This window comes from Limnobacter humi (assembly GCF_024518835.1).
GTDB classification, from domain to species: domain Bacteria; phylum Pseudomonadota; class Gammaproteobacteria; order Burkholderiales; family Burkholderiaceae_B; genus Limnobacter; species Limnobacter humi.
Window position 1 is genome coordinate 32,904 of the sequence record NZ_JANIGO010000006.1, and the last position, 24,193, is coordinate 57,096.

At 56.1% G+C, this 24,193-nt stretch carries 33 protein-coding genes; 19 read left to right on the forward strand and 14 right to left on the reverse strand.

Features of this window, described 5'->3' with window-relative positions; genetic code table 11:
- Positions 1-26 precede the first annotated feature (26 nt).
- The gene (gene gpmA / locus NQT62_RS14485; protein ID WP_256765453.1) at positions 27-773 is read right to left on the reverse strand and encodes a 2,3-diphosphoglycerate-dependent phosphoglycerate mutase; all 747 of its coding nucleotides are present in this window, start codon (positions 771-773) and stop codon (positions 27-29) included.
- Positions 774-901: 128 nt separating this feature from the next.
- On the opposite strand from gpmA, the gene NQT62_RS14490 reads away from it, so the two are divergent.
- Genes NQT62_RS14490 through NQT62_RS14505 form a run of 4 tightly spaced genes read left to right on the forward strand, consistent with a single transcriptional unit; the run spans position 902 to position 3,199 of the window.
- A complete protein-coding gene (locus NQT62_RS14490; protein WP_256765454.1) occupies positions 902-1,336 on the forward strand; it encodes a rhodanese-like domain-containing protein in 435 nt (144 codons plus the stop codon).
- A gap of 53 nt (positions 1,337-1,389) precedes the next feature.
- Positions 1,390-1,665 carry a glutaredoxin 3 gene (gene grxC / locus NQT62_RS14495; protein WP_256765455.1) on the forward strand — a complete coding sequence of 92 codons (276 nt, stop codon included), beginning with the start codon at positions 1,390-1,392 and terminating at the stop codon, positions 1,663-1,665.
- A gap of 28 nt (positions 1,666-1,693) precedes the next feature.
- Positions 1,694-2,158 carry a protein-export chaperone SecB gene (gene secB / locus NQT62_RS14500; protein ID WP_256765456.1) on the forward strand — a complete coding sequence of 155 codons (465 nt, stop codon included), beginning with the start codon at positions 1,694-1,696 and terminating at the stop codon, positions 2,156-2,158.
- An 18-nt stretch (positions 2,159-2,176) separates the two neighbouring features.
- On the forward strand, positions 2,177-3,199 hold the full coding sequence (locus tag NQT62_RS14505) for an NAD(P)H-dependent glycerol-3-phosphate dehydrogenase (protein WP_256765457.1): 1,023 nt from the start codon (positions 2,177-2,179) through the stop codon (positions 3,197-3,199).
- Here NQT62_RS14505 and trmL read toward each other — a convergent pair.
- A complete protein-coding gene (gene trmL / locus NQT62_RS14510; RefSeq protein ID WP_256765458.1) occupies positions 3,196-3,666 on the reverse strand; it encodes a tRNA (uridine(34)/cytosine(34)/5-carboxymethylaminomethyluridine(34)-2'-O)-methyltransferase TrmL in 471 nt (156 codons plus the stop codon). The two genes, NQT62_RS14505 and trmL, sit on opposite strands and share 4 nt — an antisense overlap.
- Positions 3,663-4,469 (reverse strand): ComF family protein, encoded by an 807-nt coding sequence (locus NQT62_RS14515; RefSeq protein ID WP_256765459.1) that lies wholly within the window; start codon positions 4,467-4,469, stop codon positions 3,663-3,665. Before NQT62_RS14515 ends, trmL begins: the two co-directional genes overlap by 4 nt.
- A gap of 18 nt (positions 4,470-4,487) precedes the next feature.
- On the opposite strand from NQT62_RS14515, the gene NQT62_RS14520 reads away from it, so the two are divergent.
- The 8 genes from NQT62_RS14520 to NQT62_RS14555 all read left to right on the forward strand — a co-directional run bounded on the left by NQT62_RS14520 (position 4,488) and on the right by NQT62_RS14555 (position 10,876).
- A complete protein-coding gene (locus NQT62_RS14520) occupies positions 4,488-5,405 on the forward strand; it encodes a methyltransferase domain-containing protein (protein ID WP_256765460.1) in 918 nt (305 codons plus the stop codon).
- Between the two features lie 158 nt (positions 5,406-5,563).
- A complete protein-coding gene (locus NQT62_RS14525; protein WP_256765461.1) occupies positions 5,564-6,115 on the forward strand; it encodes a DUF2244 domain-containing protein in 552 nt (183 codons plus the stop codon).
- A gap of 64 nt (positions 6,116-6,179) precedes the next feature.
- Positions 6,180-7,358: a cytochrome c oxidase subunit II gene (coxB, locus tag NQT62_RS14530; protein WP_370569194.1), complete on the forward strand. Its 1,179-nt coding sequence runs from the start codon at positions 6,180-6,182 to the stop codon at positions 7,356-7,358.
- An 18-nt stretch (positions 7,359-7,376) separates the two neighbouring features.
- Entirely contained in the window at positions 7,377-8,981 is a 1,605-nt protein-coding gene (gene ctaD, locus NQT62_RS14535) for a cytochrome c oxidase subunit I (RefSeq protein WP_256765462.1), read from the forward strand.
- A gap of 11 nt (positions 8,982-8,992) precedes the next feature.
- Positions 8,993-9,121, forward strand: coding sequence for a cytochrome oxidase small assembly protein (locus tag NQT62_RS14540; protein ID WP_256765463.1), 129 nt, complete (start codon positions 8,993-8,995; stop codon positions 9,119-9,121).
- Between the two features lie 21 nt (positions 9,122-9,142).
- Positions 9,143-9,706 (forward strand): cytochrome c oxidase assembly protein, encoded by a 564-nt coding sequence (locus tag NQT62_RS14545; protein ID WP_256765464.1) that lies wholly within the window; start codon positions 9,143-9,145, stop codon positions 9,704-9,706.
- A 9-nt stretch (positions 9,707-9,715) separates the two neighbouring features.
- Entirely contained in the window at positions 9,716-9,946 is a 231-nt protein-coding gene (locus NQT62_RS14550) for a DUF2970 domain-containing protein (RefSeq protein WP_256765465.1), read from the forward strand.
- Between the two features lie 75 nt (positions 9,947-10,021).
- Positions 10,022-10,876, forward strand: coding sequence for a cytochrome c oxidase subunit 3 (locus tag NQT62_RS14555; RefSeq protein ID WP_256765466.1), 855 nt, complete (start codon positions 10,022-10,024; stop codon positions 10,874-10,876).
- Positions 10,877-11,003: 127 nt separating this feature from the next.
- Here NQT62_RS14555 and NQT62_RS14560 read toward each other — a convergent pair whose 3' ends face one another.
- Positions 11,004-11,207: a twin transmembrane helix small protein gene (locus tag NQT62_RS14560; protein WP_256765467.1), complete on the reverse strand. Its 204-nt coding sequence runs from the start codon at positions 11,205-11,207 to the stop codon at positions 11,004-11,006.
- A 65-nt stretch (positions 11,208-11,272) separates the two neighbouring features.
- On the opposite strand from NQT62_RS14560, the gene NQT62_RS14565 reads away from it, so the two are divergent.
- From NQT62_RS14565 to NQT62_RS14585, 5 genes are read left to right on the forward strand one after another with little or no spacing between them, the layout of a single operon-like run.
- Entirely contained in the window at positions 11,273-12,088 is an 816-nt protein-coding gene (locus NQT62_RS14565) for an SURF1 family protein (RefSeq protein WP_256765469.1), read from the forward strand.
- A 10-nt stretch (positions 12,089-12,098) separates the two neighbouring features.
- Positions 12,099-12,743, forward strand: a complete 645-nt coding sequence (locus tag NQT62_RS14570; protein ID WP_256765470.1) for an SCO family protein — start codon at positions 12,099-12,101, stop codon at positions 12,741-12,743.
- Between the two features lie 18 nt (positions 12,744-12,761).
- Positions 12,762-13,775 (forward strand): COX15/CtaA family protein, encoded by a 1,014-nt coding sequence (locus NQT62_RS14575; protein ID WP_256765471.1) that lies wholly within the window; start codon positions 12,762-12,764, stop codon positions 13,773-13,775.
- 19 nt (positions 13,776-13,794) lie between these two features.
- Positions 13,795-14,709 carry a heme o synthase gene (cyoE, locus tag NQT62_RS14580; protein ID WP_256765472.1) on the forward strand — a complete coding sequence of 305 codons (915 nt, stop codon included), beginning with the start codon at positions 13,795-13,797 and terminating at the stop codon, positions 14,707-14,709.
- Between the two features lie 37 nt (positions 14,710-14,746).
- Positions 14,747-15,358 carry an SCO family protein gene (locus tag NQT62_RS14585; RefSeq protein WP_256765473.1) on the forward strand — a complete coding sequence of 204 codons (612 nt, stop codon included), beginning with the start codon at positions 14,747-14,749 and terminating at the stop codon, positions 15,356-15,358.
- 325 nt (positions 15,359-15,683) lie between these two features.
- On the opposite strand, the gene NQT62_RS14590 is transcribed toward NQT62_RS14585, so the two are convergent.
- The 5 genes from NQT62_RS14590 to NQT62_RS14610 form a co-directional block, all read right to left on the reverse strand.
- A complete protein-coding gene (locus NQT62_RS14590; protein WP_256765474.1) occupies positions 15,684-16,433 on the reverse strand; it encodes a FecR family protein in 750 nt (249 codons plus the stop codon).
- Positions 16,434-16,439: 6 nt separating this feature from the next.
- A complete protein-coding gene (locus tag NQT62_RS14595; protein ID WP_256765475.1) occupies positions 16,440-17,120 on the reverse strand; it encodes a glutathione S-transferase family protein in 681 nt (226 codons plus the stop codon).
- A 92-nt stretch (positions 17,121-17,212) separates the two neighbouring features.
- Entirely contained in the window at positions 17,213-18,145 is a 933-nt protein-coding gene (rpoH, locus tag NQT62_RS14600; protein ID WP_256765476.1) for an RNA polymerase sigma factor RpoH, read from the reverse strand.
- A 134-nt stretch (positions 18,146-18,279) separates the two neighbouring features.
- A complete protein-coding gene (locus NQT62_RS14605) occupies positions 18,280-18,690 on the reverse strand; it encodes a PIN-like domain-containing protein (protein ID WP_256765477.1) in 411 nt (136 codons plus the stop codon).
- Complete coding sequence (locus tag NQT62_RS14610) at positions 18,687-19,358, reverse strand: DUF433 domain-containing protein (RefSeq protein ID WP_256765478.1); 672 nt, start codon at positions 19,356-19,358, stop codon at positions 18,687-18,689. The genes NQT62_RS14605 and NQT62_RS14610 overlap by 4 nt, the downstream gene beginning before the upstream one ends.
- Before the next feature lie 173 nt (positions 19,359-19,531).
- On the opposite strand from NQT62_RS14610, the gene NQT62_RS14615 reads away from it, so the two are divergent.
- Positions 19,532-20,224 carry a hypothetical protein gene (locus NQT62_RS14615; RefSeq protein ID WP_256765479.1) on the forward strand — a complete coding sequence of 231 codons (693 nt, stop codon included), beginning with the start codon at positions 19,532-19,534 and terminating at the stop codon, positions 20,222-20,224.
- A 12-nt stretch (positions 20,225-20,236) separates the two neighbouring features.
- Here NQT62_RS14615 and NQT62_RS14620 read toward each other — a convergent pair whose 3' ends face one another.
- From NQT62_RS14620 to NQT62_RS14630, 3 genes are all read right to left on the reverse strand, one after another.
- A complete protein-coding gene (locus tag NQT62_RS14620) occupies positions 20,237-20,851 on the reverse strand; it encodes a DUF8812 domain-containing protein (protein WP_256765480.1) in 615 nt (204 codons plus the stop codon).
- Positions 20,852-20,860: 9 nt separating this feature from the next.
- The gene (locus tag NQT62_RS14625) at positions 20,861-21,367 is read right to left on the reverse strand and encodes an Hcp family type VI secretion system effector (protein ID WP_256765481.1); all 507 of its coding nucleotides are present in this window, start codon (positions 21,365-21,367) and stop codon (positions 20,861-20,863) included.
- A 108-nt stretch (positions 21,368-21,475) separates the two neighbouring features.
- Positions 21,476-22,480 (reverse strand): GlxA family transcriptional regulator, encoded by a 1,005-nt coding sequence (locus NQT62_RS14630; RefSeq protein WP_256765482.1) that lies wholly within the window; start codon positions 22,478-22,480, stop codon positions 21,476-21,478.
- A gap of 56 nt (positions 22,481-22,536) precedes the next feature.
- On the opposite strand from NQT62_RS14630, the gene NQT62_RS14635 reads away from it, so the two are divergent.
- Positions 22,537-23,325, forward strand: coding sequence for an MBL fold metallo-hydrolase (locus NQT62_RS14635; protein ID WP_256765483.1), 789 nt, complete (start codon positions 22,537-22,539; stop codon positions 23,323-23,325).
- 1 nt (position 23,326) lies between these two features.
- Here the strand turns inward: NQT62_RS14635 and NQT62_RS14640 are convergent, their stop codons facing one another.
- Together NQT62_RS14640 and NQT62_RS14645 are read right to left on the reverse strand one after the other, a co-directional pair.
- A complete protein-coding gene (locus NQT62_RS14640; RefSeq protein ID WP_256765484.1) occupies positions 23,327-23,578 on the reverse strand; it encodes a DUF2798 domain-containing protein in 252 nt (83 codons plus the stop codon).
- The gene (locus NQT62_RS14645; RefSeq protein WP_256765485.1) at positions 23,559-24,176 is read right to left on the reverse strand and encodes a flavodoxin family protein; all 618 of its coding nucleotides are present in this window, start codon (positions 24,174-24,176) and stop codon (positions 23,559-23,561) included. The genes NQT62_RS14640 and NQT62_RS14645 overlap by 20 nt, the downstream gene beginning before the upstream one ends.
- Positions 24,177-24,193: the final 17 nt, after the last annotated feature.

Here is a 24,193-nt window from a genome sequence, read left to right on the forward strand (position 1 = left end):
GGTGGCAGGTGTTGGAACAATCGACGTTACTTGGCCTTGCCCTGGTTGGCCACCGCGGCCATGGCTGCTTCAATCTCTGCCTGGTCGCCCAAATAATAGTGGCGAATGGGCTTGAGGTTCTCGTCCAGTTCGTACACCAGCGGACGGGCGGTGGGGATGTTCACCTTCAGAATTTCGTCTTCCGACAGGCCATCCAGGTATTTGATGAGCGCGCGCAGTGAATTGCCGTGCGCAGCAATCAACACCTTCCGACCGGCTTTGATGGCCGGTGCAATGCCGTCATTCCAAATGGGGATCACGCGGTCCACCGTGTCTTTCAGGCACTCGGTCAGCGGTACCTCTTGTGGCTTCAGCTTGGCATAGCGAAGGTCTTTGCCCGCAAAGCGGGGGTCGTCCACCGTCATGGGGTTGGGGGCAATCGCATAGGCACGGCGCCAAATCAACACCTGCTCTTCACCAAACTTGGCGGCTGTCTCTGCCTTGTTCAAGCCTTGCAGGTCGCCGTAGTGGCGTTCGTTCAGGCGCCAGGTGTGCACCACAGGCAGCCACATCTGGTCCATGGTGTCCAGGGCAATCCACAGCGTGCGGATGGCCCGTTTCAGTACCGACGTGTAGGCCACATCGAAGCTGAAGCCCTCGGCTTTCAACAGTTCACCTGCCTTGCGAGCCTCTTCACGGCCTTTGTCGGTCAGGTCCACGTCGGCCCAGCCTGTGAATCGGTTTTCCAGGTTCCACTGGCTCTCGCCGTGGCGCATCAATACGAGTTTGTACATGTCGAGGCCTTTGTCGTCGCGGCCTGTTGGCCGCAGAGGATTGGTCAGGATTGGGCAAACCCACATTTTAGCCTCGATTCAAGGCTATATAATCAAAGGCCGTCCAAGACCCACTCGAAGTAACCTGTATGACTCAAGAATTTTTGGTACACAACAGCTGGTTGATTGCCCTGGCGATTGGTTCAGGCCTGATGCTGGTGTGGCCCTCCGTGATGAAAGGCGGTGCGCGCCGCGTAACGCCCCAGCAGGCCACCCTGTTGCTGAACCAGAAAAAGGCCGTGGTGATCGATATTCGCGACGAAGACACTTTCAACACCGTGGGCGCCATCGCACAGTCCAAACGCATCCCGTTGGACCAAATCAAGGCCAAGGCGGCCACCGTGTCCAAAAACAAGGATATCCCGGTTATTGTGGTGTGCCAAAAAGGCTTGCGTGCCGTGCCTGCCGCCAAAATTTTGCAGGGCGAGGGTTACACCGATGTGCAGGTGCTGGATGGTGGCATTGCTGCTTGGTTTGAAGCGGGTCTGCCCCTGAAAAAGAACAGCACCAAATCGAAAGCCTGAACGGTCCACTTATTAAGCCATCGTCCCGGCAATGTCTGTAAAGGAGTATTCACATGAGCAACACCCAGGCCCCAGTCCGCATGTACACCACCGCGGTGTGCCCCTACTGCCAGCGCGCTGAGCGTCTGCTCACCGAACGCGGCGTCAGCTCGATTGAAAAAATCCGGATCGATCTGGAGCCCGAACAGCGCGAGAAAATGATGGCTGAAACCGGTCGCCGTACCGTGCCCCAAATTTACATCGGCTCCACCCATGTGGGCGGTTTCGATGACCTGGCCGCGCTGGACCGCGCTGGCAAACTCATGCCGTTGTTGAACGGCGACCAATAACCCGAAACCCGAATCAAGGAGCCAGCACATGGCCGAACAAGCCCAAGAAGCCGTCTTTCAAATGCAGCGTGTGTACGTCAAAGACGCTTCACTGGAATTGCCCAACGCCCCCCAAATTTTTCTGGAAAAAAATCCACCCGCCATTGAAGTGTCGGTGGATGTGGGTGCTCAGCGCCTGGGCGACACCGTGTTTGAATCGGAAGTGACTGTGACGGTGACTGCCAAAATTGGTGACAAGGTTGCCTTTTTGGTTGAATGCAAGCAGGCCGGTATTTTTGAAATTTCCGGTGTGCCCGAAGACCAATACGACCCCTTGCTGGGCATTCTCTGCCCCGGCATGATCTACCCGTACCTGCGTGCCAACGTGGCCGACATGATCACCCGCACAGGCTTTCCGCCCGTGCACCTGTCGGACATTAACTTCGAGCAGTTCTACCAGCAACGCCTGGCTGCTGCGCAAGAAGCCGCCGCCGCATCCACCGCCAACGCCTGATTCGCCACGGGAGGCCCCATGCACATCACCGTTTTCGGTTCTGGTGCCTGGGGCACCGCAGTGGCCACGCACATGGCGTTTGCCCACCATGTGGTGCTGTGGGGGCGCGATGTGCAGGTGGTCGAGTCCATTAACCACGTCAATGAAAACCCCCGCTACTTGGCTGGCATCAAGCTCAATCTGCATTTAAAGGCTGAGGCTGATTTTGCAGAGGCTGCCCGCCATGCCCTGCAGGGCCCAGCCGACGAGCGTCTGTGGGTGTTGGGTACGCCCATGGGCGCGTTGCGTGCCACTTTGCAGGCCTTGCTGAACATTGTTCCCTTTGAGAAATGGCCGCCCATTGTGTGGCTCTGCAAGGGATTTGAAGTGGGCACCGGTTTAATGCCGCACCAGGTGGTGGAGGCGGTGCTGGGCAAACCCCATGGTGGCGCGCTCACTGGCCCCTCGTTTGCCGCCGAAGTGGCCAAAGGTTTGCCTTGTGCACTCACCGCGGCATCCGCTTGTCCTGCCCATCGGGCAGCCATGGTGGCGGCGGCACACCATGCAGCCATGCGGGTCTACGAGCTCGATGACATTGTGGGTGCCGAAGTGGGCGGCGCCGTTAAAAACATCATGGCGGTGGCCACTGGCATGTGCGATGGCATGCAATTGGGTTTGAATGCGCGCGCAGCGCTCATCACCCGCGGCATGGCTGAAATCAAGCGACTGGCCGCTGCCTTGGGTGCACAGCCCGAGACGCTGAATGGCCTGTCCGGGTTTGGTGACCTGATTTTGACATGCACCGGCGACTTGTCCCGAAACCGGCGGGTAGGACTCATGCTAGCGCAGGGAAAAAGCCTTGAGCAGATTCTGCAAGAGCTGGGGCAGGTGGCTGAGGGCGTCAAATGTGCGCCGGTGGTGCATGAACTGGCTGCCAGGTTGGGGGTCGACATGCCCATCACCGCGGCGGTGAATGCCACCCTGTTTGAGGGCATCAGCCCAGGCGAGGGGGTGATGCGCCTGCTCTCCCGCGGCGCAAAATCGGAGCAGGTCCCCGGCTAGCGTCCACCCCCAAAACCCAGTTGCCGCCAGGCCTCGTACACACTGACTGCCACGGAATTGGACAAGTTAAGCGACCGGCTCTCAGGTCGCATCGGTAGCCTCAACCAGTTCTCGCGCGCAAACCAACTGCGAATGTCCTCGGATAGGCCCCGGGTTTCGCAGCCAAACACCAAGTAATCACCGGCTTGGTAGGCCACTTCAAATGGTGAGCGTTGGCCCTTGGTGGTCATGGCAAAGCACCGGTCAGGTCGGGGTTGTTCGCTGTCCAGAAATGCCTGCCAATTGGCGTGCACTTTCATCTGGGCGTATTCGTGGTAGTCCAGGCCCGCCCGTTTCATTCGCGCGTCGTCCAGCGGAAAGCCCAAGGGTTCGATCAAGTGAAGTTGCGCACCGGTGTTGGCACATAGCCGGATAACATTGCCTGTGTTGGGCGGAATTTCGGGTTCAACCAATACCACGTGAATCATTCTGGAGTCCTGCAAATGGCCATGACGAGTATGCGCTGCGCGCCAGCCCGCCGCAGCGCGTGAACGCAAGCAGCGGTCGTGGCACCGGTGGTGATCACATCATCCACCAAGGCAATGGTGCCCAGGCGTTGAACGGGTTTGACCACGCGAAAAACATGTTGCAAATTCTGCAGGCGGCCAGCCTTGTCCAATCCGGCTTGGGATTGGGTGTCTTCTGTCTTGTGCAACGTGTCGGTGTTCAATCGCCAGTTCAGCCGCTGGCCCAGCGCTTTGGCCAGCAACGCCGCCTGATTATAGCCGCGTTGTCGCAGGCGCCCGGGGCTGCTGGGCACCGGCAGCAGCGTGCAACTTGTCCAATCGCGATTCTGCGCAAAGCGGTGGTCTTGCCGCCATTGGTCGGCCAGCCAGTCGGCCAACATCGGAACCATGCCCCAGCCTTTTCGGTATTTCATGGTCTGTATCCAGTCATCGGCCGGGGGCGAATAATCGCTGCAGACCAACGCCTGTAGATCAGGGTCTGGGTTTGCCTTGCAGTGGCGGCACCGTGTCCAGCCAAAGGCCTGTGGGCGTGGCCCCAATGGCAAGGCACATTGAACACAGCGCACAGTGCGCTGCGCGATGGCCACGTGTTTTGTGCACGAAGTACACAGCCAGGCGCACAGGGCATGGCCTGCCGTGGCGTGCCTGCGAAATGGCTGTTCGCAGGCTGTGCAAACCCGCCAAGGGAGCCAGGGGTCGGCTTGTTCAAATGCATGCCGGGCACTCAGCCAAAACCGATACAATCGGTGCTTTGTTGCGGGCATGCGGTTTGGTGGTTTCATATGGGTGAGTTCTGGAAAATCGAGCGTTCCAATGCCGCTTGGGTTCGTCAATGGGCACGCAGGGTTCGTGGGCCAGCGCCGTTTATCCTGGATGAAGTCAATCGCCGGATGGTGGACCGGGCGCAGATCATGCGCCCAGCCGAGGGAGGGGTATTGCACCAAGGCTGGTTACACCCAGCCGTGCTTGGGCCGGTGGAAACACTCTTTGAAGGTCGGGAATTCATGCGTTGTGCACCCGAAGCCCTGCCCCTGTTGCCACCGGATCAACACAACACCGTGGTAGGGGTGCTGTCCCGCCTGTGGGCTGGTTGGGGAAAGTCGCCAGCCAGCACGACCGCCGTGCTGCCTTCGCAACCCGTGCCGTTGCCGGATGCCAGCATGGCCATGGTGTGGTCGCCCCTGTGGTTGCACCATGTGGCCGATCCTGCATTTCAGGTGCAGGAATGGCACCGTATCCTCAAGCCAGACGGTGGCCTGTTTTTCTCGTTGTTTGGTCCTGACACGGCCACCGAGCTGGCTGGCGTTGCGCAAGCACTGGGTGTGGCCATGCCCGACTTCCCCGACATGCATGATGTGGGCGACCTGCTTAGCCGGTTGGGTTTTTCAGACCCAGTCATGGAGATGGAGAAATTGACCTTGACCTATGCCGCGCCGCAAGCGCTGCTCGCGGATTGGCGTGCGCTGATGGGTAACAACCTGCTCGCCCTGGGGGGTGGTGTTTCAACGGGTCTGCGTGGGAAAACAGCCCTAACACAGGCTTTGGCCGAGTTGGAAGGGCTGAGACAAAATGACACAGGCCGTATTCCGCTCACTTTGGAGCTGGTGTATGGGCATGCCTGGAAGGTTGAGCGTGCGCCCAAGCCCGGTTTGGCCACGGTTCGGCTTCAGGACATTGGTGGGCGACGTGGCGCCAAGTAGCCGTCGCTAAAGGTCTTTTTTGAATGTACTCGAATGTACTTGAAGTATTTCGTGGAAAACACGGATTGAATGCGCCAGCCTTGTTGATTGGTCGTAATTCTTGAGCCTATAATTCGAAGGTTTCTTCTACATCCAGTCAATGGGTGTGGTGGGTCTGAATGACTGCTCTTATGAGGTACATGGGCATGATTCCAGAAGATTCAAGTCCCGGGTTTGAACACACGACGTCCAAACCCGAGGTTGATCTGGTCGAGGCCAATCAGTCTGAGCGGTGGGTGTTTCGGAAAAACTGTTCCTTATCCCCACGGCAATTGCTGGCTTGGTATGCGGCCATCTGCGGTTCGACCCTGGTTGTAGCCACCGGGTTCCTGATTGCGGGTTACTGGATTGTGTTGCCGTTTGCGGGCCTTGAGTTGATGCTGGTGGGTGTGGCGTTTCTGGTGTATGCCAGGCATGCCACAGATTTCGAAATGATCGAACTTGCACCCTACCAGCTCAAGCTTGTGTTTGCAGACGGTGCCAAGCGCACCGAAATTTCGCTGTCCCCCCAGTGGGCCCGGCTGGATTACAACGGACGTTACAAGGCGCCTCTGACCATCAGTCACAAAGGCCAACACGTGAAAATCGGCAAGTTTATTGCCGAAAAAGACAAGCCGGCGTTGCACAAGGAATTGCGTGCAGCGTTGGCCAGGGCGGCTTGTGCGGTGTAAACCAGCTCGGTTCTAGTCAAGCAGCTGTTTATCGATTGGACTTTTTTTGAGATTGAGGATCGCCATGTTGAAGTCGTCCTTGGGGTTTCGTGGAGCACTGGCTGCGGCCGCTGCTGTTGCGATGACAACCTTCGGAGGTGCAGCACTCGCCGAGAACGTGTCCGGGCAACCGCGCCAGTACAACCTGGCTGAGCCTGTGACCGAAATTGCACGCCAAATTTATGACCTGCACACCATGATGCTGGTGATTTGTTTGGTCATTTTCGTGGCTGTGTTTGGCGTGATGTTTTACTCAATCTTTGCCCACCGCAAGTCGAAAGGCGCCAAGCCGGCCTCTTTTCACGAAAGCACCACCGTTGAAATCATTTGGACCGTGGTTCCTTTCTTGATCGTGATCGGCATGGCCTTGCCCGCCACCAAAACCGTGGTCGCCATGAAAGACACTTCCAATGCGGACATCACCATCAAGGCGACGGGTTACCAGTGGAAATGGGGTTATGAATACCTCGCGGGCGAAGGCGAGGGCATTTCCTTCCTGTCCACACTGTCCACCCCGCGAAACCAGATTGAAGACCACAAAGGTGAAACCGCTGCTCCCCGTGGCGAACACTACCTGATGGAAGTGGACAACAACATGGTGGTTCCAGTGGGCAAGAAAATCCGCATGGTGACCACAGCCAACGACGTTATTCACGCCTGGATGATCCCGGCGTTTGGCGTGAAGCAGGATGCGATTCCCGGCTTCGTGCGCGACACCTGGTTCAAAGCAGAAAAAGTGGGCGTGTACCGCGGCCAATGTGCTGAGCTGTGCGGCAAAGACCATGCTTTCATGCCCATCGTGGTGGAAGTGAAATCCGAAGAAGACTATGCCAAGTGGGTTCAAGCCAAGCTGACCGAAATGAAGGCCAAGCAGGACGATCCCAACAAGGAATGGACCAAGGAAGACCTGGTAGCCCGCGGCGAGAAAGTATTCAATGCCAACTGTGCGGCTTGCCACCAGGCCACTGGTTTGGGCATCCCTGGCGCTTTTCCCGCGCTGGTGGGTTCCAAGCTGGTCATGGGCCCACAGGCGGGTCAAATTGACATCCTGCTGCACGGCCGCAATGCCATGCCGGCCTGGAAACAGCTGTCAGATGTGGAAATCGCGTCTGTCATCACCTACACACGGAATGCCTGGGCCAATGCTGGTACAGGTCCTGACCCGGTCGTCCAGCCAAAAGCTGTGATGGCTGCACGTCAATAATTTGCTTGGGAGATTAGTATGAGCACTACCGCGGCAGATTTGGCCCACGGACACGACCACAGCCACGACCACGCCCATGACCATCCGCACGGGTGGCGTCGCTGGCTGTTTGCCACCAACCACAAAGACATCGGTACCCTGTACCTGATTTTTTCATTCACCATGTTGCTGGAAGGCGGCATTCTGGCATTGATGCTGCGTGCGGAATTGTTCCAGCCCGGCCTTCAGTTGTTTCACCCCGAGTTCTTCAACCAGCTCACCACCATGCACGGTTTGGTCATGGTGTTTGGCGCGGTGATGCCTGCTTTCGTGGGCTTTGCCAACTGGATGATCCCCCTGCAGATCGGCTGTTCCGACATGGCCTTTGCCCGCATGAATAACTTCAGCTTCTGGCTGATGGTGCCTGCCGCCATCATCCTGACAGCCTCGTTCTTCATGCCCGGTGGTGCCACAGCAGCCGGCTGGACACTGTACGCACCCTTGTCTGTACAAATGGGCCCTGGCATGGACGCCGCGATTTTCGCGATGCACATTCTGGGCGCATCTTCCATCATGGGTTCCATCAACATCATCACCACCATCCTGAACATGCGCGCGCCAGGCATGACCCTGATGAAGATGCCGATGTTCTGCTGGACTTGGCTGATCACAGCTTACCTGTTGATCGCCGTGATGCCCGTGCTGGCTGGTGCCATCACCATGGTGTTGACCGACCGTCACTTCGGTACATCGTTCTTCAACGCCGCTGGCGGTGGCGACCCCGTGATGTACCAGCACATTTTCTGGTTCTTCGGTCACCCCGAGGTGTACATCATGATTTTGCCGGCCTTCGGTATCGTGTCGCACATTGTGCCCACCTTCGCCCGCAAAACCCTGTTTGGTTACAGCTCCATGGTGTACGCCACAGCATCGATTGCGATCCTGTCGTTCATCGTGTGGGCGCACCACATGTTCACAACCGGCATGCCAGTCACAGGCCAATTGTTCTTCATGTATGCCACCATGCTGATCGCCATCCCCACCGGCGTGAAGGTGTTTAACTGGTTGGCCACCATGTGGAAAGGCTCCATGACCTTCGAAACCCCGATGCTGTTTGCCGTGGGCTTCATTTTCGTGTTCACCATGGGCGGTTTCACCGGCCTCATTTTGGCGGTTGCACCGGTGGACATTCAGCTGCAAGACACCTACTACGTGGTGGCCCACTTCCACTATGTGCTGGTGGCCGGTTCTCTGTTCGCCCTGTTTGCTGGCACCTACTACTGGCTGCCCAAGTGGTCTGGCCGCATGTACAGCGAAAAACTGGGCAAGCTGCACTTCTGGTCCAGCCTGATCAGCTTTAACGTGACCTTCTTCCCCATGCACTTCCTGGGCTTGGCCGGTATGCCACGCCGCTATGCAGACTACGCCACACAGTTCACCGACTTCCACGCCATTGCCACCATTGGGGCGTTCTGGTTTGGTTTGTCTCAGCTGATCTTTCTGTGGTGTGTGTTGAGGGCCTGGTTGTTCCAGCAAGGTGAGCAGGCACCCGCCAAACCCTGGGAAGGTGCAGAAGGCCTGGAGTGGACTGTTCCATCACCCGCGCCATTCCACACCTTTGAAACGCCCCCCGTGGTGAAGTGAGAGGTCTCGAAGTGACACCTGAACAAAAGCAACGCAACCGGAAAACCGGACTGATTCTGTTGTCGGTTGCGTTGGTGTTCTTTGTGGGAATTGTGGTCCGCAAGATCATGGAACCCAGTATTTTGAATTTGATGCAGTAAAAGCCTTCGGGCGGAGTATTGATGAGCAGCAAACAGGTCGCTTCAAAAGGTTTGCACCGGCAAATGCTGGTGCGGCTGGCTGTGATTGTGGTGGCCATGTTTGCGTTTGGTTACGCGCTGGTGCCGATCTATCGTGCCATTTGCAAGGTGACCGGCATCAATGTGCTCACCAAGCAGGATGTGAATGCCGCGGAAGTGGTTAAAAACACGCAAGTGGATACCAGCCGAAGCATTGAAGTGATTTTTGATGCCAACGAGCGGGGCAATTGGGTGTTCAAGCCCGAAACCCACCGGATGATGGTTCATCCGGGTGAGATCGTGACCATCAAGTACCAGGTGAAAAACAACCTGGACCGGGATGTGCAGGGGCAGGCCATTCCCAGTTATTTGCCCATGAAGGCGGCCGCTGATTTCAACAAGCTGGAATGCTTCTGTTTCAAGCAGCAGCCCTTCAAGGCCGGTGAAAGCAAAGAGTTTCCCGTGGTGTTTGTGATTAATCCGAAAATGCCCAAGGATGTTCACACCGTCACGCTGAGTTACACCTTTTTTGAAGTGGCTGGCGCAACGGCGCAAGCCAAACCCTGAGGAACGCGCTTGAGTGATGACATCAAGCAGGCGGCCAGCCGCAAGGCTGATAAGGCCACGTTTTTGCAGACGCTGTCCGCTGTGTTGTGGTCGTTTTTTGGGGTGCGCAAGGGCAAAAGCCACGCTGAAGACATGCAAAAGCTCAACCCGGTGCATGTCATTTTGGTGGGCATTGGTGCCGCCGCAGTGTTTGTGATCGGGTTGGTGATGTTGGTGAAATGGGTTGTGGCCACGGCCTGATGTTGTATAGGCAGTCACAATAAGAATTCAAGAAGCAGTGAATACCTCTACATACGAGAAATAGGAGAAACCACCATGCGTGCGAATGCACCATATTACTTTGTGCCGGGCCTGTCCCAATGGCCCATCATGGGCGCATTGGCGATGTTCTTTTTCGTGCTGGGCATGTCGAATTGGGTCAACGGTGTGAGCTGGGGGCCCATCTCCTTTGCGGTGAGCATGGCGATCCTGTTCTTCACGCTGTTTGGCTGGTTTCGAACCGTCATCTCCGAGTCTGAAGGTGGCATGTACAGCGACCGGGTGGATGTGTCCTTCCGCTGGTCCATGGGTTGGTTCATTTTCTCGGAAGTCATGTTTTTTGCCGCGTTTTTCGGTGCGCTGTTTTATGCACGCCAAATCGCGATGCCTTGGCTGGGTGACCTGGATAATAAGTCTTTCCTGTGGCCCGATTTCGGCGCGCATTGGCCCAACACCGGTCCGGCGGGCACCATCGAGTCTTTCGAGAAAATGGGTCCATGGCCCATCCCGACCATCAACACCGCATTGCTGTTGACCTCTGGCCTCACCCTGACTTGGGCGCACCACGCCATGCTGGCCAACCAGCGCGGCAAGTTGATCATGGGCTTGGCCCTCACCGTCCTGCTGGGTGCCATTTTCATGGGATTCCAAGCCTATGAATACCACCATGCCTACACCGAGCTGAACCTGAAGCTCACCTCCGGCGTGTTTGGTTCCACCTTTTTCATGTTGACCGGTTTCCACGGTTTCCACGTAACCATCGGCGCCATCATGTTGTTCTTCATCATGATTCGCTGCATGAAGGGCCACTTCACGCCTGAGCACCATTTCGCCTTTGAAGCGGCTGCGTGGTACTGGCACTTCGTGGACGTGGTGTGGTTAGGTCTGTACGTGGTGGTGTACTGGCTGTAAGCCGGTTCGGACGGATTGTGCCGAACTGCGAATACCCATTAAACAGGAAGTACCCCAAGGCCACTGGATCAAGTCCGGTGGCCTTGTTTTTGACAGTGGCGCCGCCTAGCTGCAGTTCAGCAGCTGTTTAACGGATGCCGGTGGGTTCAATCCAGCCTTGGCTGTAGGCAATCAGAATCATGAGAAACAGGGCAATGGATACACCGATTCGCACTGTGAGCGAGCGCACCACGGTGTTGGGTGATTTGCTGCGGTCTTTCATCAGAAAGAAAAAGGCAGAGGCCAAGCTGCCCAAAATGACGATGAACCCAATGGCGATAACAACTTTCATGAACTGCACCTGTATCAATGTGTGCGCGTGTGCGCCCACCGCAGTATGTCATGGCAGGGTGTGTCATGGATAAGTCCGCTCAACCTTTTTCGCGCTCAAAGTGGCTGTTGACGGCATTCCTGGGGTTTTCCATGGCTTGGGGTACCTGGTCGTTGGGAAACTGGCAAACCCGTCGGGGCGATGAAAAGCAGGCCCTGCACGATCACCAGGCACAGGCCCTGAAAGCAGCGCCCATCAGCCCGCAGTCGGCCCGTGTGGACTTGGACAATTTGTCCTATCGCAAAATTTTGCTGCATGGGCAATATTTAGCCGATGCGGTGGTGTACGTGGACAACCGTCAATTTAACGGTTTGCCCGCGGTCATGGTGGTGCAGGGGTTTCAGCCGACTGGCCAGCATTATGTCATTCCAGTGGACCGCGGTTTGTTGTTGCGTGACCCGGCCAACCCGCGCAAGGCACCACCGTTGCCCAGCACAGCACCCGGTGAGGTCGAGCTGACGGGCACCATTTTGCCCCGCTTTGCGCAGGCAGCGGAATTGTTCGGCTTCAAGGTGGGTGGTGCTGCCAGTGCCATTCATGAGGAGACTGACCAGGGGCGACGCGTGTGGTCCAACTTCAGCAGTGATGCGTTTGCGCAGCTGATGAAGGAACCGGTGAGCAATTTTGTGGTCACTTTGCAGCCGGTGGCTGACACCGATCAAACCGGCCAAGGCGCGCGCCAGCAAGACGGCTTTTACATGGCGGCGGTGGGTTTGCCCGAGCAGGTGGCCCGGCACCGGGGCTATGCGTTCCAGTGGTACGGCATGACCGTGGCACTGGGTGCCTTGACCCTGTTTTTGTTGTGGAAAGAATTCCGCTTTGCGGCTGAAACGAATCGATAGAGCAGACACCATGAATGCAATGCCCACCTCATCCAATACACCGTCGTCGACCCGAAGTGGCCGACGCACCATCATTCTGGTTTTTTTGACATGTGCGCTGCCGATTGTGGCGGCGTTTTACCTCTATTTCGTCAACAAGCCCGATGTCACCAACAACTACGGCACCATTCTCGATCCGCAGATGCCCGTGTCTGCCACGGTGTTCAAAAACATCAACGGCGACGACTTTTCCATGCAGTCGCTCAAAGGCAAGTGGGTGCTGATTCAGGTCATCAGCAGTCAATGTGATCAAGTCTGCCAAAACACCCTGTTTTTCCAGCGGCAGGCGCGTGCCAGCAAGGGCAAGGATCAAAGCCGAATTGAGCGGGTGGTGTTTGTGACTGACAGCGGCCCCCTGGAGACCCAGCTGTTGCGGGCTTTTCCGAATGTGCATTTCATTCGCGCTGCTGAGGCTGACCTGAACAACTGGCTGCCGCTCAGCCAGGGTATTGTCGGCACCAAGGGCGTTGAAGCGGTGGGCAGCATTCGAGACCATGTGTTCATGGCCGACCCGCTTGGGCACGTCATGATGCGGTTTCCGCCGAATGCACAGCTGGAATTCGACAAGTTTCGAAAGGACATCAGCCGCCTGTTGTGGGCGTCCAATATTGGTTAAGCGTGGGTTGAGGAAGTCATGAGTTTCAAGCGATTGGTGATGTTTGCCACAGTGTTGACCTTCGGTCTCATCATGCTGGGCGCCTATGTGCGCTTGTCTGATGCAGGTTTGGGTTGCCCCGACTGGCCAGGTTGTTACGGCAAGCTCACGCCCAGCCACGCGGCTGCCGATATTGCAGCCGCTGTGCAGGAGCAAGGCGGCGACCACGGGCCGGTGTCCATTCCCAAAGCGTGGAAAGAAATGGTTCACCGCTACATTGCCAGCTTCTTGGGTTTGGTGATTATCTCGATTGCCGTCATGGCCTGGCGAAAGCGTCATGAGCTGCGGCAGTCGCCGGTATTGGCCACAGCCCTGGTGGGCGTGGTCTGCTTGCAGGGCGCCTTTGGTGCCTGGACGGTAACCTTGCTGCTCAAGCCGGCCATCGTGACAGGCCATTTGATTGGCGGCATGTCGGTGCTCGGTTTGCTCACCTGGCTGTGGCTGCGCCAAACCACGCCGGCCCGCACCGTATCTCCACCGCGGGATTCGCAGCGGCTGGTGTGGCTGGCCCGTGCAGGTCTGCTGGTGGTGTGCGCGCAAATCATTCTGGGTGGTTGGGTCAGCACCAATTATGCAGCGGTGGTGTGTACCGACTTCCCCACCTGCCAAGGCAGCTACTGGCCCACCATGGAGTTCAATCACGCGTTCCACATTGTGCGTGAGCTGGGCGAAACACCCGATGGGCAGTTGTTGAACGTGTCATCGCTCACCGCCATTCATTTCACCCATCGCATGGGCGCCATCGTGGTCACTGCCGTGTTGCTGACCCTGGCATTGGCCCTGTGGCGCACGCCCGGCCGCCAGGCATTGGCCTTGAAAGTGGTGGGTGTACTGACCCTGCAAATCGCCATGGGCATTGGCAATGTGGTCTTCCACCTGCCGTTGTGGTTGGCGGTTCTGCACAATGGGGGCGCGGCGCTGCTTCTGGTGACGCTGATCTTGGTAAACTATCGGCTTGCAAGCCACCGAGTGATCCCGCACGCCGGGGCCTGATCGACAAGGCTTATCCACCATGACCAGCGCCAATTCCACCAAAAGTAGCCGACCCGCCGTGAGCAGCCTCTCCCACATTGCCAAGCAGTACTGGACGCTCACAAAACCACGCGTGGTGGCGCTCATTGTGTTTTGCGCAGTCATCGGCATGTTTTTGGCGGTGCCCGGCCTGCCCGATGCGCAGGTGCTGGTGGCTGCCACGTTTGGCATTTGGCTGGTGGCCGGTGCTGCGGCGGCATTCAATTGTCTGGTTGAGCAGCAAATTGATGCTGTCATGGCGCGCACACGCGCACGCCCCTTGCCACGTGGCGAACTGAACTCCATGCAAACCTTGGTGTTTTCCGGGTTGGTGGGCGGCTTGGGTGTGTGGGTGCTCTACTTTTTCGTGAACCCGCTCACCATGTGGCTCACACTGGCCACCTTCGTGGGCTACGCCATCATTTACACCCTCATTCTGAAGCCCAACACGCCCCAAAACATCGTGATTGGCGGCGCTTCCGGTGCCATGCCGCCGGTGTTGGGTTGGGCTGCGGTCACCAACACCGTGTCGCCCGAGGCGCTGGTGCTGTTCCTGATTATTTTTGTGTGGACCCCACCGCACTTCTGGGCTTTGGCCCTCTACCGCACGCAGGAATACGCCAAGGCCGGGTTGCCGATGTTGCCTGTGACGCATGGGGCTGAATTCACCCGCCTGCATGTATTTTTGTACACGCTGATGCTGGCTGCCACCACGATGATTCCCTTCGCCATGAAAATGAGTGGCTGGATTTACCTGGTCAGTGCTGTGGTGTTGAATGCCATTTTTATTGGCTATGGTTGGGTGCTGTGGAAGCGCTACAGCGACGCCAAAGCCAAAAAGGCCTTTGCGTTTTCCATTGCCTACCTTGCGCTGTTGTTTGCCGCGCTTCTGGTTGATCACTACGTGGCCTGGTAAGAAGGCCATTGGTCTGTCTGTTCTGTTGGGGGTTTGGATGTTGTCCCTGCAAGTTGTTTCCCGTCGTCGTGTCCTGGCCGTGTTGGCCCTGAGCCTCGGTATTGGCATGTTGTCCGCCTGCAATGTTGGCCCTGCCAAGTTCGTGAACACCGACATCACTGGGTCGTCCCTGGTGGCCCCGTTCAAGCTGAAAGATTTGCAGGGCGAAACCCGTACGCTGGACAGCTACAAAGGCAAGGTGGTTGCGCTGTTTTTTGGCTATACCCACTGCCCGGATGTGTGCCCGACGACCATGCAGCAATGGAATGAGGTGAAAGCCAAACTGGGCGAGAAGGGTAAAAACCTGCAGGTGATTTTTGTGACGGTGGACCCGGAGCGGGACACCCCTGAGCTTCTTGCCAAATACGTACCGCAATTCAACCCCGATTTTCAGGCACTGTGGGGCACCCCCGATGAATTAAAGCCCTTGCTGGCTGGGCTGCGGGTGTTTGCGCAAAAGGTGGACAAGCCCGATGGCAACTACCTGATGGACCACACCGCTGCCAGTTATGTGTTTGATCAACAGGGCAGGGCGCGTTTGCTGGTTAGGCACAATGCTGACCCGGTGCCGGTTGTTGAGGATGTGGCGCAAATTCTGGATGGGAAGTAAAAGTTAACGCAGACCCGGTTTAGTCTGCTTATCCTTGGCAACGCCGGTAGCCCGGTCAGTTTTATAGCCCCCAGCAACACCGGTAGCCCGGTCCGAACGCCCCCCGAAAAGTAAAGGTTGCCCCGCGCATGTCGAACCGTCCCGAGAACTCGCCACTGCGTGGCTCAGACATCTCGGTCCGTGTGTTCGAATGCTGTGCGGGTCAAACCGATCGGGGGGCTGACTGTTCGGCGCCGTGCACACCGGCATTGTTTGGGTTTGATCGCGCAGTGCACAGCAGCAAGTCATCAGCGAACGTCCACTCAGCCCGATCTGTGCCAGTTACTTAGGCCGTAGTCAATGCACCGGTCAGGCTGCTCAAACCCTCGGTTGGCAAGGCAGAGTGCCCAATCGGGTTGGGGATCCCCAGTGTGGTCAGCAAGGTGTCCACACTGTCTGTGACTGGCGCAAGAACTGCATCCAGCGGGCCCGCTGTGGGCGTACCGCCCATGTCTGTACCGCCACCGCTTGTGTCGCCACCCCCGGTGTTACCACCGCCGGTATCCGTCCCGCCCGTGTTGCCACCCGTGGTGTCGGTGCCGCTGCCCGAGGTGTCCGCGGACATGCTGGTGGTTGTGTCACTGCTGTTGCCACTGTCGGCCACAATGGCGGCGGTACCGGCCAGTGCTGCCACTGTTTCAATAACGGGAAATGCTCCGCCTGTGACCAAGCCGGTGCCCACCAAACCGAACACGCCTTCGTCGCCTGTGGCTTGCGCGCTTGCACTGGGGTCTTGGAAGAAAATACCGTCTCCTTGCATGTCAGCGGCTACCCACTGTGGGGCGTCTTGCCCATCCAGTGTTTGCAGGTTCAGGGTTGCTGCGGAGCCTTGTTCAATCACCAAGGGCTCAGCAACACCGGTGAACTTCACCACGGCATGGGCCGTGGCATCGGTCACAATGCGGTCGCCCGGCAACAGCGCCATACCCTCTGCTGCTGGCAGAATCGCGCCGTCGCGCATCAATTGAACCTGGCCGCGAACACCGGTGAGGGTGGCTTCCTGCAGGGCTTTCTCTGGCGTGTTGGATGTGTTCATGGTGCTTTAAGCGTACGCGTAGGGGCCGCCCACTTCAAGGGCTTTTTGGTAGGTGGGCAGGGCGTGAATGCGGTCCACAAAGGCTTTGATGTGAGGCAGGTTGCTGGATGCATCGGAGGCCCGGTCCATGGCGGCTTCCAGCGGGAAGCTCATCATGATGTCGGCTGCGGTCATGCTCTGTCCGCAAAACCAGGGTTGCTTGGCCAAAATGCCCTCCAGATACTGAAATTGCCGTTCCAGGTTGGGGTTCAGAAAGTTCTTTTTGACTTGGGCTGAAATGCCTTTGGCGATGGGCAGAATGAGGGGTTTCAACAGCAAGGGCACAGGGGCTTGCTCAATTTTGTTGAAAATCAGGGTCATGACCAAAAACGGCATGGCCGAGCCTTCCGCAAAATGCAGCCAGTAGGTGTAGTCGCGGTGGGCTTGTGTGCCCGGTGCCGGGCGCAATTTGCCACCGGCCTTGTCGACCAAGTATTCAATGATGGCGCCCCTTTCGGCCACGGTCACATCGCCATCTGTAATCACCGGGCTTTTGCCCAAGGGGTGCACTTTGAATAGCTCCGGCGGGGCCAGGTAGGTTTTGGCATCCCGTTTGTAGTGCTTCACTTCATACGGCAGGCCGAGTTCTTCCAGTAGCCAGAGAATGCGCTGTGAGCGGGAGTGTTCAAGGTGGTGGACAACAATCATGGATGACTCGCGCTGGGCCGTGCCAGTAAAAGTTTGTGCAATAAAAAAGGGCTTGATACCAAGCCCTTAGTGTAGGTGATGTGAATGACAAATCAAGCCGCTTCGTATTTCAGCAGCGCGGTTTTCATCTTCTTCATGGCAGCCACCTCAATTTGGCGCACCCGCTCGGCCGACACACCCAGTTCGGCCGCCAGGTCGTGCAGGGTTTTGGCCTGGTCGCCAGCCAACCAGCGGCTGGAAATCACCCGTTGACTGCGCTCGTCCAGACTTTCCAGGGCCAATTGCAGGCCTTCCGCGTGCAGGCGCTCGTGGCTGGCTGCTTCCAGCACTTCAGAGGGCTCTGCACCCTCGGCGGCCAGGTAGCGCACCGGGTTGTGGGTGGCTTCGTCGCTGTCGATGTCAATCACGGGGTCGAGGCTGAACTCGGCACCGGCCATGCGGCGTTCCATGTCGCTCACATCCTCTGGGCGCACATTCAGCTCGCTGGCCACTTCGGCAATTTGGTCTTGCGACAGGGTTTGGCCGTACTTCTTGAAGCTGCTCAGGTTGAAAAACAGCTTGCGGTGGGCCTTGGTGGTGATCATTTTCACCATGCGCCAGTTGCGGATGATGTACTCGTGAATTTCCGCCTTGATCCAGTGCAAGGCAAAGCTGACCAAGCGCACGCCCCGGCTGGGGTCGAAGCGCTTGACAGCCTTCATCAGGCCAATGTTGCCCTCTTGAATGAGGTCGGCATGCGGCAGGCCATAACCCAAATACTGGCGGGCCACAGCCACCACCAGCCGCAGGTGGCTCAGCACCAAGCGGCGGGCAGCTTCCAGATCGTTGTCGCGTTGCAGGCGTTCACCCAGCTCCTGCTCTTCCTCGGGGGTGAGCATGGGGATTTGGTGGGTGGCTGAAATATAGGCATCGAGATTGCCCAGCGGGCCGCGGGCCACCAGGGCCCAGGGGTCGCGAACAGTCAGGGCCGTGCTGCTGGCAGCGGCCATGGGGGCGGTGTTCAATGTCAATGCAGTGGTGGTCATAGGTCCGGATTCTCCAGAAAACAACCGAAATCTGGAGCTTAGTTTAGCACTCTTCCGCTTTGAGTGCTAAGGGGTTGGGAAGTTCCCTGGGTGGGGGTATCTGGCTAGAATCTCATACAAACAGATTCAAATGACTAAATCTTTATTTGCTCGAATCTGCCACTGAACCGCCAAGGTATTCTGACGGCACCACCACCATGTGTTTTTTCTACGAAATCTAATATGGAGGGCCACCACCTGACAAAGTTTTGTGCCTTACTCCAATACGAATGATCTGACCACTGTTTGCTCAAAACAATCACAAAAAGTCCTGATCGTCGAATGGCTTCACGCTCAAGATCATTTTTTCTAAACCCATCTTGAGAAATAATGACCCAATTTTTTTCCCTGGCCAGCGATTGAATCCAATCTTGATCTTTGGTGTTCGGAGGAAACAGGTCGGTTAGATGGACAACGGATTTTTCAGATAACCCTCGTCCAAGCGAAAATCCGTCCAATCCTTTAGCAAAGGCTGGAGGTAGGTTGTTGTCGATAAAGTATCTCAAGCTGCTAGAAGCTGCGACTCAAACTTCACAGCTTTTTGAATGTCATTCACCGGAATACCGAATTGATGGCTAACGGCGAGGAAATCGTTCCCCTCCGCTTTATAGACAAGAAATAAAGTCTCTGTTGGTACTCCATAGGAAGCCAATGATGGTCTGCCAAAAGCTACAGTCGGGTCGACTACGACTGTATGGTCTTTCATCGGAAACCAACGATTTGCAGCTCCACTTTTATCAAATTCGATACCTTCATATAGGCTCGGTTTGATGATGTTCCTGAAAACCAGTTGGCGCTTTACTAAATCGGTTAGCTCATCTGATTCGCTATCTAGCGCTTCATGATAAATCGACTGTCCATCAGTTAAAAATCTGCGCGATGTAAGCGGATACTGTATGCCGAATATTTGTTTGGAATTAACCAATGCTTGTCGAATGACTCGAAGAGGAACCCCTTTTCTGACGAAAGCAGAAACAATTCTGAGTTCCATCAAATCGCGGAACCCGATATTTTTTTTCCTCTCCCCGCTAAGTTCCACTTCCCACAAAGGCGCATGAACACCACCTTCTCTACTTCTATATCCAAACAGCCAGCGGTTAATCTCCAGTGTTTTGGCACCGGATAGCGCAGCTGCTTGCTGAAGTGAATAAAGCCCGAGGTTCGTCAAATCCATCTTTCTATTGTACTGGTTTCTGATAAAGGTTGAGCAAGTCTGTTATCCGAGTCTATTTGATCTGCAGAGCTTAAAGTGTTCCTCCTTCGTGCGAGGGAAGTGCCAGCATCACCATCGCGAGGGATGACTCAGCTCGGTGGGTCACCACGGTTTATAGTGACTGCAGTTTATTCGTGAACCAATACATCGTGCTGCGTAACATTCGTTTGTTAATCTTGCTGGGTTTGTGTATTGCTCATCCAGTTTCAATGGCAGCCTCCAGCTGGGATTCTCGATGGGTTGCTGCGCTATACGATCACTCCCCGCTTCTTGCTGAGGATTTTCCAAAAAATCGGGCCTTAAGTCTGATCAGAGGAAAAGCTGAACCCTCGGCTTGCAGGCTTTTTGAGGTTGAGGAAAGCACGTCTACTGAGACGGCATGGCGTTTGACCCAAAAATCTTCTGACGCACTTGCTTTCCAGCAATGTTCGACCAATTTAACTAAATACATTCGGACTTATGCGCTTGAGCAACATCACAAGTTGGTGGTCGTTGCAACGGAGGATGGTGAGGGTCACCAAACCTGGCGCTATGAGTTTTATAAGTGGAGTCCATCCCATTCATTTTCACCGATTGAGAAGGAAAGTGTCGGTCTTCGTACGCTGAGAAACAACGATTTTTTAAGCGCTCAGGCTGCAAAGTTTCCTGATGAAAGCAATGATGAAGGGGCTCTGTACTTGATGCCGGACGGCGTCTTTGTCGCCGAGCCGGTTACGTGGATGTCTAAAGCTTGGATTGAGCGGGAGCCTGATTTTCAAGTGGTATTCCGATGGAAGCGGGGCTGGTTTCAGCAAGAAATGTTGAGATCAGGTTCGACTTCAGAATGAAGGCTTGTTAATCTATGAGCCATCCGAACTTAAAAACTCGATTCTGCGCTTGTTTCTCTGATCCATTCGCAAACCCATTTCAGTGATTGCCTGCGAAAATTTGGACTTCAATTCTTGCAGATTGCCTGCCCCGGCAGACTTTTGAATTCGGTCCCGCATCGACTTTGAATACAAACCTTGGTAACGTAAATCAACGATGAAGTCCTGTATTCGTGGGTTGAGTTCGTCCCACATACCGGCACCATATCGTTGTTGATTTTCAGAGCTATCCCATATTCGTTTGGCATCCAGGCGATGACGTTCGTAATCAATTTCAAAAAGCTTCAACTGGACAACAGCCGAAATTTCAAAATTGTTGAACTCCGGGCGCTTGATAAATTGCCGGGCATTCTCTCCACTCAGGCCAGACGCCTGCGCAATCAGTTTTGCTAAAACAGGCTCAAGACCCGCACGGATCAGGTCCGATTCAATCATTTGAGACGACTTTTCTCGCATATCATAGCCCCGACCCAGCGTTACCCCCGATACAAAACTGGGATGGTGCAAGCTTCTGCTGTGATATGGTCCACCCTCGTTTCCTTCACTGTCGAAGGTAAGCTTTCCGCGTTTGGGTGACAGAACATCCATGGTGAGTCACTAGAGTTTGATACGCTTTGTCACGCTGTATCCTTGGCGCACGGCGCCTCCCCCTGAGCCAATCTTGTTTTGAGGAATATATTCCTCGATGAATTCTGAAAAACTCAGACGGATCGTTTCTAAGTCGGGTGTTCCACCTTCTCCCAAATGCAATTGGATTTCGCTGATGACAACGTTATTCAAAGTCATCTTGAAATATTCAAGGGGTATAGATCCGGATTTTCGTTTTAAAACAGTGGCAGATTCTAAGCAGGTGCCCTGGCAACACAAAAGGCGAAGTGTCGGTGAGGATCTGTCCAATAACTTGGTGATGACGACGTCGCCAACATCAGATCTTCCAATGGCACCACCCGCACCACGCTGCATATCGGTTTGCTGTGAAATCTTCCAATTCAACCCAAGAATCTCGATATGATCTTTGAATTTGGCATCGACAGATTCCCCAGTGATACCACTCAGTTTCAGAAAAAAATCAGCCTTCATTGCACCGATAGAAAATAGAATCAATCGGCAACGTTATCGATGATTTCGCTCGATTCAAAATCGAGCCCAGATTGATTCATTCAACCGAGGTACTCAGTAGGAAATCTCCAGGCATGTCGTCGATTGGAAGAGTCAACGCCGAGCATATTGCCGCCGATACTGGAAAGGCGACAGCCCGGTGACCTGTTTGAACTGGCGGCGAAGGTTGGATTCGTTGCTGTAGCCGAGGTTGCTGCTGATGCTGCTCACGGGCAGGCTGGACCAAATCAATTGCTCGCTCACCTGGTGCAGTTTTAAAAGGCGTGCGTAGGTCGCAACCGGTGTGTTGGTCAAATCCCGCACTTTGCGGGCCAAAGTGCGTTCGCTCAGGTTTAGTTGTGTCGCCAAGGCTTGAACCGTGATTGTTTCGGCCGGTGTTTTGGCCACCAGCTCCGCCAATTGCCGCAAAAGCGGGTCAGCCTGTTCCATGAACGCAAAGGAGCGGAAGGCCGGGTGGTGCTGGACCGGGCGGGGGAGCACCATCAAGCGCATGAATTCCTGAAACACCGGGGTTTTCAGGTGGGTCCGAACCAGTTCCTGCGCCAACATCAAGTAACCATGTACACCAGCCGCCGTGCCCACCTTTGGGGTCAGAATGCAGTCGCTGTCCACGTGCCACCGAACCTTCGGGTATTTCCGTTCAACAAATTCAGCCAGCCACCAGGTGGCGGTGGCCGCGTGTTGATTCAGTCGCCCGCTGGCAGCAGCCAGACAAACCCCGGTGCAGTAACTCCACAGTTGAATGGGGGCCGGCAACGTTCGAAGTTGGTCGATCAACTCGGCCTGTTGCGCCAAGGCCTGTGCCATGTCAGTGGGTGACTCGGTCCACAGGCCTGGAATCAACAGTGCGTCCAGCTCGGTGTTGTTCAACAGGGCATTGGGCTGTAGCGAAACACCGTTGCCGTAGGCCACTGCCTCCAGGCGAGTGCCCACCCACACGGTTTCAAACAGGGGTTTTCGGGCAAGCCGATTGGCAGCCTGCAGCAAGTCGTTGAACGACAGCAGGCCGGCAGGCATGCAACCCGGGTAAAGCAACAGGCCAATGATCATGGAAAAGACGGTGGCAGAAAATGACTTAAAAATGTCAATGTATGCCATACCTGTCAAGGGCTGGTTGTTGGGATGATGAATACCATCAACACAGGAGGCTTTCCATGAACATTCAACAAATTCGCAATGCCACGGTGGTGGTGGAGTTGGGCCGACGCCGCATATTGGTGGACCCCATGCTGGCCCCCAAGGGCGCATTGCCACCGCTGAAGTTTTCGGGTGGCATGGTGAGAAACCCCACGGTGGGTTTGCCCACAGAGGCCGAAGTGGCCTTGCAGGGCATTACCCACTGCCTGATTACACACTGCCAGAAAGGGCACTTTGACCACTTGGACCGGGCGGGCAAGGCCTGGCTGCGCGAACGACAAATACCGGTGATTTGCACGCCGCATGATGCACCCCACCTGGCTGCCAAGGGCTTGAATGTGCAGCCACTCAAGCTCAATGAGCAAGGCGTGGGTGCATTTTTCGAGGGCCAGGTTCGTACCGTGCGTTGCGTGCACGGCCGCGGGTTTGTGGGCTCGCTGATGGAGCATGGTGTGGGTTATTTCATTGAAATGCCCGGAGAGCCGTCGCTGTACCTCAGTGGAGATACGCTGCTGACCCCGGCGATTGCCGAGTTTGTGTTGACCCACCAGCCCGCAGTCAGTGTGGTGCCAGCCGGTGGGGCCCGCTTTGACATGGGCGGCGACATCATCATGGGGGTTGAGGATGTGTTGGAATTTGCACGCCTGAGTGAAGGGCTGGTGGTGGCCAACCACCTGGAGGCGATCAGCCACTGCCCCGTGACCCGACAGGCCTTGGCGCGGGCAGCGCAGCATGCGGGTGTGGCAGACCGCCTTCACATTCCAGACGATGGTGCAATCATCGAGGTGAATGTGCAGACAGCCTGAGTCACGCGTGCTTGGTTAATCTGCTAGCCCACTGCCTGGCGATGGGCCCGATGACGATCACTGCCGGGCAGGCCACCCACCACGCCACAATCCAGGCCGAGAGCCAGGTGGAAAGCCAGGTGGTGATCCACAGGCTGGGGTTGCTCAAGGTGGGTTCGACTGCCTTCAGGGTTGAAATGCCCGACACCAAGAGGGACATCAACCCCGAGAGGATGGCACTGAATAAAAAGGATTCAAAACGTTTGGGAAACATGGTGGGCTCCTTGCGTGGTTGAGGCGGGCTGATGAATGGGCGTCAGCCGTTGAAGGCTTCGCGCAAACAGTTGGCCGAATAACTGCGCGCTGCGGATGTCGCCGGGTACAAAGGCGTTGGCGGCCGATCCATGACCCGCTTGGGCCATCAGCCCACTCCAGGAGCCCAGCCGGTTGGCCGCCTCGTCGTAGGGCACACCGGTGTGTTGCTCGGGCAGAATCGGGTTGCCCGCCCACAACATGCCGTGCTGCATGCAGAAGGTGAACAGCGAGATCAAGGTGCTTTGCTTGTCACCGGCCGGCAATGAAGACACCGTAAAGCCAGCGGCCAGCTTGCCGTTCAGCAACTGCTTTTTCCACAACCCGCCCGTTGAATCCATGAATGCCTTGAAGGGCGCAGACACACCGCCCAGGTAGGTTGGTGAACCCAGAATCAGCCCGTCGTAGCGCAGTATGCTCTCCGGGTTGCGTGCGGCTTCATCAGCCTTGATCAATGTCACCTCGGTGTCAGGCTCATGGCTTGAGCCTGCTGCAATATGTTGTGCAATGTGTTCGGTGTGCCCATGGGCACTGTGGTAAATCACGGCGATGTGTTTCATGGTTAGGTCTCCAGACG

What these genes read in the sequence shown, in the direction of transcription:
- gpmA (WP_256765453.1), bottom strand. Translation starts at nt 773, where the DNA reads ATGTACAAACTCGTATTGATGCGCCACGGCGAGAGCCAGTGGAACCTG.
- NQT62_RS14490 (WP_256765454.1), top strand. Translation starts at nt 902, where the DNA reads ATGACTCAAGAATTTTTGGTACACAACAGCTGGTTGATTGCCCTGGCG.
- grxC (WP_256765455.1), top strand. Translation starts at nt 1,390, where the DNA reads ATGAGCAACACCCAGGCCCCAGTCCGCATGTACACCACCGCGGTGTGC.
- secB (WP_256765456.1), top strand. Translation starts at nt 1,694, where the DNA reads ATGGCCGAACAAGCCCAAGAAGCCGTCTTTCAAATGCAGCGTGTGTAC.
- NQT62_RS14505 (WP_256765457.1), top strand. Translation starts at nt 2,177, where the DNA reads ATGCACATCACCGTTTTCGGTTCTGGTGCCTGGGGCACCGCAGTGGCC.
- trmL (WP_256765458.1), bottom strand. Translation starts at nt 3,666, where the DNA reads ATGATTCACGTGGTATTGGTTGAACCCGAAATTCCGCCCAACACAGGC.
- NQT62_RS14515 (WP_256765459.1), bottom strand. Translation starts at nt 4,469, where the DNA reads ATGCCCGCAACAAAGCACCGATTGTATCGGTTTTGGCTGAGTGCCCGG.
- NQT62_RS14520 (WP_256765460.1), top strand. Translation starts at nt 4,488, where the DNA reads ATGGGTGAGTTCTGGAAAATCGAGCGTTCCAATGCCGCTTGGGTTCGT.
- NQT62_RS14525 (WP_256765461.1), top strand. Translation starts at nt 5,564, where the DNA reads ATGACTGCTCTTATGAGGTACATGGGCATGATTCCAGAAGATTCAAGT.
- coxB (WP_370569194.1), top strand. Translation starts at nt 6,180, where the DNA reads ATGTTGAAGTCGTCCTTGGGGTTTCGTGGAGCACTGGCTGCGGCCGCT.
- ctaD (WP_256765462.1), top strand. Translation starts at nt 7,377, where the DNA reads ATGAGCACTACCGCGGCAGATTTGGCCCACGGACACGACCACAGCCAC.
- NQT62_RS14545 (WP_256765464.1), top strand. Translation starts at nt 9,143, where the DNA reads ATGAGCAGCAAACAGGTCGCTTCAAAAGGTTTGCACCGGCAAATGCTG.
- NQT62_RS14555 (WP_256765466.1), top strand. Translation starts at nt 10,022, where the DNA reads ATGCGTGCGAATGCACCATATTACTTTGTGCCGGGCCTGTCCCAATGG.
- NQT62_RS14560 (WP_256765467.1), bottom strand. Translation starts at nt 11,207, where the DNA reads ATGAAAGTTGTTATCGCCATTGGGTTCATCGTCATTTTGGGCAGCTTG.
- NQT62_RS14565 (WP_256765469.1), top strand. Translation starts at nt 11,273, where the DNA reads ATGGATAAGTCCGCTCAACCTTTTTCGCGCTCAAAGTGGCTGTTGACG.
- NQT62_RS14570 (WP_256765470.1), top strand. Translation starts at nt 12,099, where the DNA reads ATGAATGCAATGCCCACCTCATCCAATACACCGTCGTCGACCCGAAGT.
- NQT62_RS14575 (WP_256765471.1), top strand. Translation starts at nt 12,762, where the DNA reads ATGAGTTTCAAGCGATTGGTGATGTTTGCCACAGTGTTGACCTTCGGT.
- cyoE (WP_256765472.1), top strand. Translation starts at nt 13,795, where the DNA reads ATGACCAGCGCCAATTCCACCAAAAGTAGCCGACCCGCCGTGAGCAGC.
- NQT62_RS14585 (WP_256765473.1), top strand. Translation starts at nt 14,747, where the DNA reads ATGTTGTCCCTGCAAGTTGTTTCCCGTCGTCGTGTCCTGGCCGTGTTG.
- NQT62_RS14590 (WP_256765474.1), bottom strand. Translation starts at nt 16,433, where the DNA reads ATGAACACATCCAACACGCCAGAGAAAGCCCTGCAGGAAGCCACCCTC.
- NQT62_RS14595 (WP_256765475.1), bottom strand. Translation starts at nt 17,120, where the DNA reads ATGATTGTTGTCCACCACCTTGAACACTCCCGCTCACAGCGCATTCTC.
- rpoH (WP_256765476.1), bottom strand. Translation starts at nt 18,145, where the DNA reads ATGACCACCACTGCATTGACATTGAACACCGCCCCCATGGCCGCTGCC.
- NQT62_RS14610 (WP_256765478.1), bottom strand. Translation starts at nt 19,358, where the DNA reads ATGGATTTGACGAACCTCGGGCTTTATTCACTTCAGCAAGCAGCTGCG.
- NQT62_RS14620 (WP_256765480.1), bottom strand. Translation starts at nt 20,851, where the DNA reads ATGGATGTTCTGTCACCCAAACGCGGAAAGCTTACCTTCGACAGTGAA.
- NQT62_RS14630 (WP_256765482.1), bottom strand. Translation starts at nt 22,480, where the DNA reads ATGGCATACATTGACATTTTTAAGTCATTTTCTGCCACCGTCTTTTCC.
- NQT62_RS14635 (WP_256765483.1), top strand. Translation starts at nt 22,537, where the DNA reads ATGAACATTCAACAAATTCGCAATGCCACGGTGGTGGTGGAGTTGGGC.
- NQT62_RS14640 (WP_256765484.1), bottom strand. Translation starts at nt 23,578, where the DNA reads ATGTTTCCCAAACGTTTTGAATCCTTTTTATTCAGTGCCATCCTCTCG.
- NQT62_RS14645 (WP_256765485.1), bottom strand. Translation starts at nt 24,176, where the DNA reads ATGAAACACATCGCCGTGATTTACCACAGTGCCCATGGGCACACCGAA.